The sequence below is a fragment of the Arthrobacter sp. yr096 genome, assembly GCF_900108925.1.
Taxonomy (GTDB): domain Bacteria; phylum Actinomycetota; class Actinomycetes; order Actinomycetales; family Micrococcaceae; genus Arthrobacter.
Genome location: NZ_FNYI01000001.1, coordinates 696,715 through 710,713 on the forward strand (window position 1 = coordinate 696,715; position 13,999 = coordinate 710,713).

The 13,999-nt window shown below is 63.3% G+C and carries 8 protein-coding genes; 6 read left to right on the plus strand and 2 right to left on the minus strand.

Annotated features, from left to right (window positions below; genetic code table 11):
- The first annotated feature begins 21 nt into the window (after nt 1-21).
- The 3 genes from BMY91_RS03340 to BMY91_RS03350 are packed head-to-tail and all read left to right on the plus strand — an operon-like array spanning nt 22 to nt 7,318.
- Nucleotides 22-438, plus strand: coding sequence for an MGMT family protein (locus tag BMY91_RS03340; RefSeq protein ID WP_090818213.1), 417 nt, complete (start codon nt 22-24; stop codon nt 436-438).
- Nucleotides 435-3,773: an ATP-dependent helicase gene (locus BMY91_RS03345; protein WP_090818216.1), complete on the plus strand. Its 3,339-nt coding sequence runs from the start codon at nt 435-437 to the stop codon at nt 3,771-3,773. Before BMY91_RS03340 ends, BMY91_RS03345 begins: the two co-directional genes overlap by 4 nt.
- On the plus strand, nt 3,770-7,318 hold the full coding sequence (locus BMY91_RS03350; protein WP_090818219.1) for an ATP-dependent helicase: 3,549 nt from the start codon (nt 3,770-3,772) through the stop codon (nt 7,316-7,318). The genes BMY91_RS03345 and BMY91_RS03350 overlap by 4 nt, the downstream gene beginning before the upstream one ends.
- On the opposite strand, the gene BMY91_RS03355 is transcribed toward BMY91_RS03350, so the two are convergent.
- Entirely contained in the window at nt 7,281-8,579 is a 1,299-nt protein-coding gene (locus BMY91_RS03355; RefSeq protein ID WP_177179836.1) for a macrolide 2'-phosphotransferase, read from the minus strand. The genes BMY91_RS03350 and BMY91_RS03355 overlap by 38 nt on opposite strands.
- A gap of 172 nt (nt 8,580-8,751) precedes the next feature.
- Here BMY91_RS03355 and nudC point away from each other — a divergent pair, with 172 nt between their 5' ends.
- From nudC to BMY91_RS03370, 3 genes are read left to right on the plus strand one after another with little or no spacing between them, the layout of a single operon-like run.
- Complete coding sequence (gene nudC, locus BMY91_RS03360) at nt 8,752-9,741, plus strand: NAD(+) diphosphatase (protein WP_090818226.1); 990 nt, start codon at nt 8,752-8,754, stop codon at nt 9,739-9,741.
- Entirely contained in the window at nt 9,738-11,870 is a 2,133-nt protein-coding gene (locus tag BMY91_RS03365; RefSeq protein ID WP_090818228.1) for an ATP-dependent DNA helicase UvrD2, read from the plus strand. The genes nudC and BMY91_RS03365 overlap by 4 nt, the downstream gene beginning before the upstream one ends.
- On the plus strand, nt 11,870-12,487 hold the full coding sequence (locus tag BMY91_RS03370) for a M48 metallopeptidase family protein (RefSeq protein ID WP_090818231.1): 618 nt from the start codon (nt 11,870-11,872) through the stop codon (nt 12,485-12,487). The genes BMY91_RS03365 and BMY91_RS03370 overlap by 1 nt, the downstream gene beginning before the upstream one ends.
- A 51-nt stretch (nt 12,488-12,538) precedes the next feature.
- On the opposite strand, the gene BMY91_RS03375 is transcribed toward BMY91_RS03370, so the two are convergent.
- Nucleotides 12,539-13,978 (minus strand): zinc-dependent metalloprotease, encoded by a 1,440-nt coding sequence (locus tag BMY91_RS03375; RefSeq protein ID WP_090818234.1) that lies wholly within the window; start codon nt 13,976-13,978, stop codon nt 12,539-12,541.
- Between the last annotated feature and the right edge of the window lie 21 nt (nt 13,979-13,999).

A 13,999-nucleotide genomic window follows, 5' to 3' on the forward strand; every position in this document is an offset into this window, starting at 1 on the left:
TCCTGCCGTTACGCTGAACACATGCGGATGGAGTATGTGACGGCGGTGCTGGCCGTCGTGGACCTCGTACCGTCTGGTTCTGCAGTGTCCTACGGAGATGTCGCCGAGCTGCTCGGAGCCGGGGGACCGCGGCAGGTTGGCGCAGTGATGAGCCACTATGGAAGTTCCGTAGCCTGGTGGCGGGTGCTGCGCGCAAGCGGCGAGGCACCTCCGGGCCATGAAGCAGATGCCTTGCGGCACTACCTGGCGGAATCCACTCCACTGCACGGCGCCTACGAGGCATTCATGCGGACGGGCGAGGGCCGATGGCGTGTGGACCTGACAACCGCTCGCTGGGCGCCCACCGACACTGACTTCGACCAACTTGATGTGATCTCTGACCAGTTGGAGCGTCAACTCCATATTTTGTCGGTGCCCAATGATGAAATGACTGTGTGACCGCGACTCCCACCAAAACCCGGCAGGCTCCCGCAGCCCTTCGCCTGCTGCCGCCTAGAGAGACCCACTTCGCGGCACCTGATTTGTCCCAGGACCAACTCGCAGTGGTTTCCATCGCGCAGGGAAGTGGCCCCATCCTCGTTCCCGGGGGCCCGGGCACCGGCAAGTCCACGGTGCTCGTCGAATCTGCTGTCCGCCGTGTACGCCAGGATGGCCTTGATCCTGAAGAGATTCTCATTCTCGCTCCGGGTCGTCACGCGGCAGCAGCTTTGCGGGACACCTTCACGGGGCGGTTGGACCGCAGCCTCAGTACGACGCCGGCACGCACCTGGGCGTCCTACGCTTTTGATGTAATCCGGCGCGCCAAGGCAGAAGGCATCTTGCCGCTGACCCGGCCACCGAAGCTCCTCTCGGGTCCCGAGCAAGACCTCATCATCAAGGAACTGCTGGAGGGGCACTCCCGTCCCGGTTCCCGGTTGCCTTGGCCGGAGGATCTTGCGGCAGCACTTCCCACGCGCGGCTTCCGCCACGAGATCCGCCAATTGTTCGACCGCATTATTGAGTCTGGACGCACCGCCGAGGACTTGGTTGGCCTCGCCTATGAGTGTGGTCGGCCGGACTGGATGGCTGCGGCCGAACTCTACAGCGAGTACAGGGACGTTCTGGATCTCCGGATGCCGGAGGCCTTCGACCCCGCGGGCATCATTACCACCGCACGGCAAATTTTTCAGGACTCTCCGGCTTTCCTGGCCGCGGAACGCGAACGGCTCAAGCTCATCCTGGTTGACGACGCCCAGGAATCGAACCCCGCAGTATTCGAGCTCCTCGCGGACATCGCCGAGGGCAAGGACGTCGTGGTGACCTATTCACCGGATACCGTGGTTCAGGGCTTCCGTGGTGCGCGCCCGGACCTTGTTGCAGAATTGCCGTCCTTGCTGGGTGGCGCGGAACAGGACGTTCTTGAGCTTCCCCTCTGGGTCACGCACCGGCACACGCCAAGGGTTGCTGAAGCGTGGACGCGGGTTGCGGCCCGGATTTCCCAGCGCTCCGGGGGGCAATTGGCCCGGCGCCTGGAGCAACCGCCCCAGCAGGACAAGGACACCCTTGGGCTGTCCGGCGACGGAGGCGTGGAGGGGCACGTCCTTCCGTCGGCTGTGCACGAACTGCGATACGTTGCGCAGCGCATTTTGGAAGCGCAGCTCCGTGAAGGCCGGGAGTTCAGCGACATCGCGGTCATCGTTCGAAACGGCGGACAAATTTCTCAAGTGCAGCGCTACCTCAGCGGTCAGGGCATCCCCGTGCGCGTACCCGTGGCGGATTCTGCCGTCCGTGATGAAGTGGCCGTGCGTCCGCTGTTGGAGGCATTCGCGATTGTCCTGGATCCCTCCAAGCTGACGCCGGAGACCGCAGTGTCGCTCCTGACGTCCCGCATTGGTGGTGCCACCGCCATCGAGCTGCGCAGGCTCCGGCAGTCGTTGCGCCGGGAGGAACTTCTTGGCGGCGGCGGCCGCTCCAGCGATGCCTTGCTGGTGGAGGCCCTGCTTCAACCGGGGGCGTTGGCCTCGATCGGAATCGAAGGCAGCTCGGCGCGACGGCTGGCGCGCATGTTTGCGGCAGGCGCCGCAGCTGCAGGCGTACCGGGGGCCAACGCGGAGTCGGTTCTCTGGGCCCTATGGCAAGCTACTGGCCTGTCCTCACGATGGGCCGAGGCGGCTCTGGAAGGTGGAACCTTCGGAGCTCGGGCAGATCGGGACCTGGATGCCATGATGGCCCTGTTCCATACGGCAGAACGTTTCGTGGACCAATTGCCGGGGTCCGGTCCGGAGCAGTTCCTGGAGTACTTGCTCAACCAGGAGCTTCCCATGGACACCCTTGCCGCGCGGGCGCAACTGGAAGCCTGCGTTGAAATCATGACTCCAGCCAGTGCAGCCGGTCGTGAATGGCCTATGGTGATCGTCGCTGGCCTCCAAGAGGGAGTCTGGCCCAACACCCGCCTCCGTGGTGAACTGCTCGGCAGCACGCTCTACGCCGATGCCGTGGAGCACGGAGTGGACTACGCACTCCGTCGCGGGCCATTGAGCCGGCTCCGGGATATCCGCTACGACGAACTGAGGAGCTTCTCAACGGCAGTTTCGCGTGCCCGCGAGGTCCTGATTTGCACAGCGGTTTCCTCTGAGGATGAACAGCCCTCGGCCTTCCTGGACTACGCGGCACCACTGGGACCAGGTGAATACCGGCGCGATTACACGCCGGTGGACCGGCCCATGACGCTTCGCGCGCTGGTTGCTGAATTGCGGCAGCATGCTCAGTCCCATGATGCAGCCGGCAATGGTTCCTCGCAGGAGGCGGCACGGATCCTGGCCCGTCTCGCCACAGCGGAGCCGCCTGTACCTGGCGCGCATCCGGACACCTGGTGGGGCTTGGCGCCGCTGAGCTCCCACGAGGCCGTGGTCCCGCCCGGGGGTACGGTCTCGGTGTCGCCTTCCAAAGTGGAATCCGTCCACAAGTCACCGTTGGATTGGTTTGTTCAAGCAGCGGGCGGTGAGGCTGCCACCGATTTTGCTCGCAGCCTCGGGACCTTGGTCCATAGCATCGCCCAGGAGCTCCCTGACGCTTCGGGCGCCGAGTACGTCGCGGAACTAGTCCGGCGGTGGCCAACCTTGGGCATGAAGGACAACTGGGAGGGCAAGCTCGACTTCCAGCGTGCTGAACTGATGGTCCGCAAATTGGCACAATATGTGCTCATCATGCGCAGCGAAGGCAGGAGCCTGCTGGCCGTGGAACGCGACTTCGAAGTCCAGCTTCCTGACATTCAGGTTGATGCGGCCCCCGCTGAGGAGACCGAGGCCGACACCATGCGCCATGCGGTACTCCGTGGCCAGGTGGACCGTTTGGAGCTCGACCAGGAGGGCCGGCTGGTCATTGTTGACCTCAAGACCGGCAAACGCCAACCTGGTAAAGCCGAGGTTGCCCGGCACCCACAACTGGGCGCATATCAGGCGGCAGTCCTTCAGGGAGCCTTCCAGGACGCAGGAACCAACGAGGAAGCACCCGACGCCGGTCCGGTGGCCCAGCCCGCCCAGGACGTAGTTCCGGGCGGGGCTGTGCTGGCCCAGCTCGGAACCAAAACCAAGAGTCCCGCGGTGCAGCAACAGGCACCATTGGACCCTGCGGAGAATTGGGCGGAGAGCCTGGTGAATGAGGCAGCTGCGCTCATGGCTGGCGCGACGTTCGATGCCAGGCACGATCCCAGCAAGAGCGGCCACGGCGGCCACGGTTGCCGGCTTCCGGATATTTGCCCATTGTGCGCCAGAGGAAAGCAGGTCACCGAATGACAACAGAGCTTTTGGACGGTTCTGCTTCCGGCTCCGTTGACCTTCAAGGAGTTCCACAACCACGGTTCTCGCCCACGGAACTGGCGGATATCCTGGGCGAGAAGAACCATCCCACCGCTGAACAAGCGGGCATCATTGCCTCGTCTCTTTCACCGCGGCTGGTGATCGCCGGCGCGGGTTCCGGCAAGACGGCCACCATGGCTGACCGGGTGGTTTGGCTGGTGGCCAACGGCTGGGTGCGTCCTGAGGAAGTGCTTGGCGTGACTTTCACACGGAAAGCGGCTGGTGAACTGGCCAGCCGGATCCGGACCAAGCTGGCCACACTTCAACGGATTGCAGCTGAGGACAACGGCAGTATCGGTTTTCCGGAAGGACTCCTGGGCGAAGACGACCTCGAGCCCAAAGTATCCACCTACCATTCCTACGCCAGCGGTATCGTGTCGGATTACGGACTGCGACTAGGCATCGAACGTGATGTCGTATTGCTCGGTGGCGCGCAATCCTGGCAGTTGGCCAGCGAAGTGGTGGAGGCCTACGACGGTGACTACGAACACTTCACCGCAGCCAAGTCCACCCTGGTCAACGCCGTCATCCAGTTGGCGGGCGAATGCGCCGAGCATCTTCAGGATCCGGCCGAAGTACGTGACTGGGTTCTGGAACGGGTGGAGACCTTCGAGGCACTTCCGTATCTGGCCGCTGCCAAGAAGAACCCCACCCAGGCCGCCGCAGAACTGGCAGCAATGCTCCGTACCCGCGCCAGTGTCGCGGATATGGTGGTGCGCTACCAGGAAGCCAAGCGGCAGCGGGGCGTCCTTGACTTCGGTGACCTCGTGGCCCTTGCTGCCCGGATAGCCAGCGATATTCCTCTCGCGGCGGAGACTGAGCGGGCCCGCTACAAGGTGGTGCTGTTGGACGAATTCCAAGACACTTCCCATGCCCAGCTGGTGCTCTTCTCGCGTCTGTTCGGGCAGGGCCACGCGGTGACGGCGGTGGGTGACCCCAACCAGTCCATCTATGGATTCCGGGGTGCTTCGGCAGGGCAGCTCTTTCACTTTGTGCAGGAGTTTCCGGTGAGGCACCTAGCTGGGTCAGGCGACACGGAGTCCTACACCGTAGCTCCCACCTCTTACCTGACCACAGCGTGGCGGAATGGCCGCAACATTCTTGAGGCCGCCAACACCATCGCCTCGCCGTTGAATAAAGCAGCAGCATCGGAAGGTCCGGCGGGGGAGAGGGGTACAGCCGCCAGCGTCTCAGTCCCGGCACTGGTCCCCAGCCCAGCGGCCGTGGACGGCAGTGTGGTGATCGGGCGGTTTGGGACGGATGAGGACGAAGCCGCCGTCATAGCCCGCGATGTCCGGCGCTACCAGCGCACCGTCTTCGAGGAGGAAAAGGACGGCACGCCTGTCAGGCCGACCATGGCTGTTCTGTGCAGGAGAAGGGCTCAGATGGAGTGCCTCCGGCGTGAGTTCGAAGTTCAGGGAATCGCCTACGAAATTGTGGGACTTGGCGGCCTGCTGGACACGCCGGAGATTGTTGATCTGGTGGCGACACTTCGAGTGCTTGCCGATCCGGGGCGGTCCGACGCCCTGATGCGGCTTCTTGCCGGGGCACGTTGGCGGATTGGCCCGGCAGACTTGATGGCCTTCAGCGACTGGTCCCGTTTCCTTGCCCGCCGTCGATCCGCACCTGATACACACCCTGATGCCACGGATGCCAACGAGGAACCGGCGGCGGTGGTGGTTGAAAGCGACATCACCGATGCCGCAAGCCTTGTGGAGGCACTGGACTTTCTGCCCAAGCCTGGCTGGACTTCGGGGCACGGCCGGAGCCTGAGCGCTGCGGCCTTGGATCGCCTGACCGGCCTCGCCTCGGAACTTCGCTTCTTGAGGAGCTACATCGGTGATGACCTCACAACGCTCCTTGGCGAGGTTGAACGCGCCATGCTGCTTGATATCGAGGTGGCAGCCAAACCAGGCACCAGTATTCATCAGGCACGCCGTAACCTTGATGCGTTCCAGGACGCCGCGGCGGGCTTCCTGCAGACGTCCCAGCGGATAGACCTGTTGGCTTTTCTGTCCTGGCTGGAGGCGGCGGCATCCGAAGAAGGCGGCTTGGACGTTGCTCCGGTCGAAACCAACCGGGAAGCCGTTCAGCTGCTTACGGTCCATGCCTCCAAGGGGCTGGAATGGGATGTTGTCTTTGTTCCCGGGCTGAACGCCGGTTCCTTCCCCAGCAACCGGGATTCACGCTGGAGCAGCGGCGCCGCGGCGTTGCCATGGCCTCTGCGGGGGGACCGTGCGGATCTCCCGCAGTGGGACCTCGATCAGCCAGACCAAAAGGGATGGCTGGACGCGGAGAAAGACTTCAAAGCCGAGGTCCAGCATCATGGTGAAGCAGAGGAGCGCAGGCTGGCATATGTCGCCTACACCCGCGCAAAGTTCGTTTTGTGGGCGTCCAGTGCAGCGTGGAATGGCTCCCGATCGGGTATGGCGGCGATGTCTGGCTTCCTTGCCGAACTTGCACCTCTCGCCGCTGGGGAGGGGGAGGAAAACGACATACGGAGGCCGCGTCCGTCCGGTATGGCGGTCGTTCATGCGGAGTCGGTAATTGAGGAAGCACTGCCGGAAGAGAGCCCGCTCACCGCAGCGCTTGAGGTTGCCCGGTTCCCCTACGATCCCCTTGAAGGCCCTGTGGACCCCCGCACCGGCGCCCGACTCCGGCTTGTTCCGGGCCGTCGGCTTGCCATGGACCAAGCGGCGGCAACGGTGCGGGGATACATTGCGGAACCCGCCCCGGCGCCGCAGCTGGTTGAGACAGCTGGTGCGGCGCTCAAATGGTCCCAGGAAGCGGAACTCCTGCTGGACCGTCAGCGGCAGCGCAAGTCAGTGCAGGATGTCCACCTGCCCAGCCATATTTCTGCTTCGCTTTTCGTAGACCTCGGCGCTGACCCAGCCGCCGTTCTCTCCCAACTACGCAGGCCTGTTCCCCGCGAACCAGGCATTTCGGCGCGCAAGGGGACAGCCTTCCATGCTTGGGTTGAGGAGTACTTCGGGACAACGGGCATGCTGGACCTGGACGAAGCACCTGGCTCCGACTCCCATATCGACGAGGCCTATGGACTTGATGAGATGGTGGCCGCGTTCAAGCAGTCCGAGTGGGCACAGCGCGCACCCGCCTTTGTCGAAGTTCCCGTCGAAACCCGGATAGGCGACGTCGTCGTCCGCGGACGCATCGACGCAGTGTTCCGCGATGCCGATGGTCGCTGGCAGCTCATCGACTGGAAAACCGGCCGACGCCCGGCCGGACGCCAACTGGCAACCCGGGCCGTGCAATTGGCCGTCTACCGGCTCGCCTGGGCACGCCTGAAGGATGTGCCCCTCGAGGACGTCAGTGCAGCCTTCTACTACGTCGCCGATGACTCAGTGGTTCGTCCACACGACCTGGGCAGCGCAGAAGAACTGGAGCAGATCGTGGCGAGGGCCCTGGCAGACAACAACCAGGGAATCAGGAACGATCAGCAGCATGAAGCGGCGTCACGTTAACCACACTGATCGAGGCGGTGGAGGTGTCGTCATGATCGGCGGCCGCGGGAAAGTCGCCGTCCGCTGCCTGTGAGCGCCGTTCTGCCGTTCCATCGCTAGCTGCCGGCTCCGCCTCTTCGTTTCCATTCAATGATGGCTCGGGGGAGGGCTCGTGATGAGTTTCAACTGAATCATCTCTGGCCTGCGAATCGCTTGGTATGGCGGCCACTGTAACGGTCGGACCGGCGTCGGGAATGGCAGTGACGCTGACTGCTGGCTGCTGTCCGGCCGGCGCCTCCGAAGCCTGCAACGCCGCAGCCTCGTTCTCCGCGGCTTCGTCCTCTGCGGCCTGGGCCGCGTCGCGTCGTGCCTGCTCGTCGATGTCGTCGGACAGGGTCTGCAGCATGGACTCCGCCTCTGCCGTCATACTCTGGTGCCCGGCGGCCATGGCCTTGACCAAGTACTGGGCCAAGGCAAATTCGGCCAACAGAGCGGCCCGGCGAAGCAAGTGGACATCAGGGGTCTCCCTGCGTGCCTGTGTGTACTGCCCCAGGACGGCCTCAACAAAGGAGGATTCGTTGGATGCCACAAGCCACGCAAAGTCATCGGCGGGGTCGCCGATTCTGAGGTCCGTCCATCCTGTCAAGGCAGTCACGGAGTCGTCCTGGACCATCAGGTTGTCTTCGTGGAGATCCCCATGGACAACAGAGGTGTTGAAACGCCAGAGCGCTACGTCTTCGAGGGCATGTTCCCAGCGGCGCAGCAGCGTAGCCGGGATCTTGCCGGTAATGGCGGCCTGATCGAGTTCGTTGAGCTTGCGCTGGCGGAACTCATTGGCCGAATAACTTGGCAGATCGGCGTTGGTGACCAAGGTCAGCGGAAGGTCATGAATGGCTGCCAAGGCTGTGCCGATTTCCTGTGCCAAGGCAGGGCTGCCCGCAGAGAGTTCCTCGATGGAGAGCATGGAGCCCTGCAAGTGGGCATAGACAAACGTGGTGAGCGCACCTTGGCGGACCGTGCCGGCAATCGTGGGCACATGGAATGGCAGTTCAGCCCGGGTGGCCGGGGCGAACGCACGCAGCACCATGAATTCGGTCTCCAACCGTGTGCTTGCTTCCGGATGCCGCGGCGAGCGGACGCGCCAGCGCTTGCCTTCCGCGTCGAGCAGCAACGCCGAGTCGAAGTCGGCGTCGTCGTCCGGGGAATAGGCTGTGGCCGTCGGCGCCAGGCCGGGCACCGCCGCGGTTGCTATGGCGGCCAGTTCTAGCGGTGTTCTTCTCACGTTCTCCACGGTAGAGTGAGCGCGGCCTGTGGCCATGATGCAGTGCGGCGAGTCTTCATATCGGCCCCAAAACAAGGCCATTCTGCCTGCCCTTGCCCGTTCAAGGGAATGCGTCCACAAGGCGGGACCCTTCCAAATGTTTTTTGTCGGTACGAGTCAGTACGGTAGATACATGAGCTATACGGAGTCACCGGCGCTGGCCAACCACCTGATGGACACTGTTCTTCCAGTGCGCCCTGCCATGGTGGATCGCGGCTCAGGCGCCCGTATGAAGCCCGGGATGGTTGAGGACCTCATCGCGTCGGGCACAGCCAAGGCTATGGTGATCTCCCAGCGCAAGGCGCTGGTGACCGCTGACGGACTGTGGTTCGGCGATGCCACGCGGCTGTGGGATGCCTTGAACGGATCCGACGCCGGTGCTGCCGCCGCCATCTATTTGGGGACTACTTTGGGCCCGTCCTCCTTGCCGCAGGGGACGCCCGTTTTGCTGTTTACTGTTCCGGAACCACCCGCGCAGGGTACAGCCTTGGTACCTGGGGACGCTCAATGGGCCGGCTTCCGGGAAGTCGCTGGACGCCTGGACGCGAACGACACCGCATTGTTCATCGAGGCCAGCGCAATTTCCAACTGGCACGCCACCCATACCCATTGCCCCCAGTGCGGTAACCCCACAGACATTGAGGCGGGTGGTTGGGTGCGGCGTTGCCCCAAAGACAACTCAGAGCATTACCCCCGCACGGATCCGGCGATCATCGTCACAGTCGTGGGACCGGATGGCAGGCTTCTCCTGGGTGGGGGTGGCCCCACCGATGCGAAGAATTACTCCACGCTTGCCGGCTTTGTGGAGCCTGGCGAGTCGTTGGAACAGGCTGTGGTTCGGGAGATCGGCGAGGAAGTGGGCGTCCGGGTGTCCGCCTGCCAATACCTCGGTTCGCAGTCGTGGCCGTTCCCTGCCTCGCTCATGCTGGGGTTCACCGCCACCACTGAAGATTCCGTGGCCCGGCCGGACGGCGTCGAAGTGACTCGGGCGCGTTGGTTCAGCCGCGATGAATTGCAGGCAGCGGTGTCCAGCGGCGAGATCACCATCTCAACGCGCCTGTCCATCGCGCGTTCGTTGATTGAGCATTGGTACGGCGGCGTCATCGAAGACCTCCAGCCGTGACAGAAGACATTTTCGACGCCGGTGGTTCACTGGAGGAGCGTATCCTCGGCGGCTTGGATGACGAACAGCGCGAGGTAGCCAGCACCCTGACGGGCCCCTTATGTGTACTTGCAGGTGCAGGCACGGGGAAGACCCGGGCCATCACCCACCGCATCGCATACGGAGTCCACTCTGGTGTGTATAGCCCGCAACGGTTGCTGGCCGTCACCTTTACGGCGCGCGCCGCAGCGGAAATGCGCAGCAGGCTTCGCGACCTGGGTGTGGCAAACGTCCAAGCCCGCACTTTTCACGCAGCCGCCCTGAGGCAGCTGCAGTTCTTCTGGCCGCAGGCAATCGGCGGCACTTTGCCCAACCTGTTGGACCACAAGGCCAACATGATTGCAGAAGCGTCCCGCAGGCTCCGCCTCAGCACCGACCGCGCCTCCATCAGAGATCTGGCTGCTGAGATCGAGTGGGCCAAAGTATCCATGTTGACGCCCGCCAACTATCTTGAAAACGCCCAGGACCGCGGAACACCCGGAGGCTTTGACCTCACTGCGGTGTCGCGGGTTTTCCAGGCCTATGAGGACATCAAGACCGACCGGAACGTCATCGACTTCGAGGATGTCCTTCTCATCACTGTCGGCATCCTTCAGGAGGACCCGAAAGTGGCGGCCACGGTTCGCGAACAGTACCGCCATTTCGTGGTGGACGAGTACCAGGACGTATCGCCGCTGCAGCAGCGGCTCCTGGATTTGTGGCTGGGCGGCCGGAACGAACTATGCGTGGTGGGCGACGCCAGCCAGACTATCTATTCATTCACCGGCGCCTCACCGAAGCATCTGCTGGGATTCAAGGCCCAGTTCCCGGAGGCGACTGTCGTTAAACTCATCCGCGATTACCGATCCACTCCGCAGGTGGTGAAGTTGGCCAATGAACTCCTCGGTTCCAGGCGCAGCGGCGGGCCTGTAGCAGATGCGGCATGGGCGCCGCCACTTAAGCTGGTCGCTCAACGTCCCTCGGGGCCTGAGCCACGCTTCATGGAGTGCCCGGATGACGAGGCCGAGGCCGCAGTAGTGGCAGGCCGGATTCAGGAGTTGTTGAATTCGGGCGTCAAGGCGAGTGAGATTGCCATACTGTTCCGCACCAACGGCCAGTCCGAAGCCTACGAACAGGCCTTGGCTTCTGCAGGCATCGGATACCAACTGCGTGGTGGAGAGCGGTTTTTCGCCCGCAAGGAAGTCCGCGATGCCATCCTCCAGCTCAGGGCCGCCACCAGGGCTGTGGCGGAGGGACCGCAGGAAGCACTGGGGCAAATCGTTCGGGACATTGTGGCATCACTTGGCTACACCGATGCCGCGCCGCATAGTGGTGGAGCGCTCCGCGAGCGGTGGGAATCCTTGGCCGCGCTCGTCGCCTTGGCTGATGAGCTCGCCATCAGCCGTGGTGAGTCCTTTACTTTGGCGGAATTCGTGAATGAGCTCCAAGAACGCTCCGTGGCACAGCATGCCCCCACGGTTCAAGGCGTCACGCTGGCCTCGCTCCACGCGGCCAAGGGCTTGGAATGGGACGCCGTGTTCCTGGTGGGCTTGAGCGAAGGACTCATGCCGATTTCCTTCGCGGACAGCCCCGAAGACGTAGATGAAGAACGCCGGTTGCTTTACGTCGGAATCACCCGGGCGCGGGAGCACTTGAATCTTTCCTGGTCCACGGCCCGTACACCGGGTGGCCGGGCCAACCGTAAGCCCTCACGATTCCTTGACGGACTGCGCCCCAATTCCGTCGCGTCCGCAAACGCACGCAGCAAAACAGGCCCCACGCGCCGAAAAGCTGCGGCGCCGGCGTCGTGCAGGGTCTGTGGAAGCATGCTGGCAAGTGGTGCTGAACGCAAGGTTGGGCGCTGCAACCAATGCCCGCCGTCTTACGAGGAACAGACCTTTGATGCACTGAGGCAATGGCGCAAGGACGAAGCGAAATCCGCGGATGTCCCGGCTTACGTAGTCTTCACCGACGCCACGCTCACGGCGATCGCTGAGGCCAAGCCGTCATCCCTTGAAGAACTGGCTGGGCTGGCTGGAATTGGCCCCTCCAAACTTGAACGCTACGGCGAAGCAGTCCTGGAAGTACTGGCTGAGAGTACAGAACTCTGATGGCCCGCCTCCGGGCCAATGACGTTGGCGTTCCGCTGGTCACAGATGACGGCGCTCCTGTCGTGGTGCGCCGATCCGCCAGGCGCCGCAGGACCGTGGCTGCGTTCTGGGAGGATGGCAAGGCGGTGGTGGCCATACCGGCCAGCTTTACCAAATCCCAGGAACAGGAATGGGTCCGGCGCATGCTGGCGAAACTAAAGCGCCAGGGCGAACAAGGGTCAGGCAGGAACAAGCGGCGCCCAGCCACAGACGAAGTCCTCGCTGCACACGCCGCTCACCTGTCGCGGACCTACCTTGGCGGACGGGCCGTTCCGACGTCGGTCCGCTGGGTTGGCAACCAGAACTCAAGGTGGGGTTCCGCGACGCCTGCCGATGGCACCATCAGGCTTTCAAACAAGCTGCAGCCCATGCCGCAATGGGTCATCGACTACGTGCTCGTGCACGAATTGGCTCACCTGGTGGTGGCGGGGCACACTGCAGACTTTTGGAGATTGGTCGAGGCGTATCCCGAGACGCAGCGCGCCAAGGCATTCCTGGAAGGCGTTGCCTTTGCGACGTCGCGGGGCCTCCCCACGGACTCGGACATCGATCATCCAGCTGTAGATCTGGACTCCTGAGAGAACAGCAAAGGCCGCCGTGTGACACGGCGGCCTTTGCTGTCTGTCGGCCTACTTGCCGGGATCTTGAGGATCTGAGCCGTCCGAGTCCGGTTCCTCGGTGGACTCCGCTTCGTCGCCCGCGGCGTCGCCCTGAGCATCATCGGTTTCGTATCCACCACTGAGCAACTTCTGCAGGGCGTCGTCAACCTCACTGTCGCTGGCCTCGGCAAGCCGACGGCGTTCCGAGAAGCCCTTGGGATCATCCAGGTCCTCTCCGGTTGGCAAAAGGTCCGGGTGGTGCCAGATGGCGTCGCGACCCTCGATGCCGCGTTCTTCCTTCAACGTCGCCCACAAGGTGGCTGCCTCCCGGAGCCTGCGGGGACGCAGTTCCAGACCCACGAGGGACGAGAACGCGTGTTCGGCGGGCCCGCCGGTGGCACGACGTCGTCGTACGGTTTCACGCAGTGCCGTGGCGGATGGCAGGACCTTGGCCGTCGCTTCGGCCGTCAGCTCGTCCACCCAGCCCTCCACCAGCGCGAGTGCTGTCTCGAGCTTCTCCAATGCGGCTGTCTGAACGGGGGTACGTTCCGGGGTGAAGACGCCCTGGGACAACGCTTCCTGGATGCCTTCCGGGTTGCTGGGATCAAGATCCCTGGCCAGGTCTTCAATGCGGGACATGTCGATGTGGATGCCGCGGGCATAAGCCTCAATGGCTCCGAGCAGGTGTCCGCGCAACCAAGGGACCTGAACGAAGAGGCGCGCGTGGGCGGCTTCGCGAACAGCGAGGAAGAGTCGAACGTCGTTCTCGGGGAGGCTGAGGCCTTCGCCGAACTTGGCCACGTTGGCCGGCAGCAGCGCCATTTCCAAATCGGCCAATGGAACGCCGATGTCGGTGGAGCTGACAACCTCTGCCGAAAGCGCGCCGATTGCCTGTCCAAGTTGCATGCCAAAGATGGCGCCGCCCATATTTTGCAGCATGGAGGATGCGCCGCCCATCATGGACTTCATTTCCTCGGGCATTTGCTGGGTTAGGGCATTCGACAGGGCATTGGCGATGCTGTTTGCCACGGGTTCAGTCAGGCGCTTCCAGGTACCGAGGGTTGCTTCAACCCATTCAGCCCGCGACCAAGCGCGGCCGATCAGACCGGTTGCCGAGAGATCAGTGACGGGGTCGAGCCATAGTTCCGCGAGCCTGAGGGCCTCATCGATATCCCTGGTTTGCTGGGCATTGACCGAGGGATCACTGCCAGCGGCCGCAACCCGCCGTGCATTCTCGTGGGCAAGCTGCCAGTTAACAGGGCCTTCTGACGTGGAGCTCATCATGGCTTGGACCTGGGCGAACATCTGCTGGAGAAGCTGGGGGTCATTGGGCAGGCCCGCAGCCTTGGCCAGTTCGGCGGGATCGATGTTACCCATGCCCTGGCCGCCCATCAGGTTCTGCAGCATTTCTGCCAGCGGATCCTTTGGGGTTTCGTCGTCGTTGGACGGGTTGTTGGGGTTGGATGTCATGGTGCCGCCGATCGTCGAACT

Bases quoted from the DNA above. Each gene is read 5' to 3' on its own strand.
- BMY91_RS03370 (WP_090818231.1), top strand. From the start codon at position 11,870: ATGGCCCGCCTCCGGGCCAATGACGTTGGCGTTCCGCTGGTCACAGAT.
- BMY91_RS03340 (WP_090818213.1), top strand. From the start codon at position 22: ATGCGGATGGAGTATGTGACGGCGGTGCTGGCCGTCGTGGACCTCGTA.
- BMY91_RS03350 (WP_090818219.1), top strand. From the start codon at position 3,770: ATGACAACAGAGCTTTTGGACGGTTCTGCTTCCGGCTCCGTTGACCTT.
- BMY91_RS03375 (WP_090818234.1), bottom strand. From the start codon at position 13,978: ATGACATCCAACCCCAACAACCCGTCCAACGACGACGAAACCCCAAAG.
- nudC (WP_090818226.1), top strand. From the start codon at position 8,752: ATGAGCTATACGGAGTCACCGGCGCTGGCCAACCACCTGATGGACACT.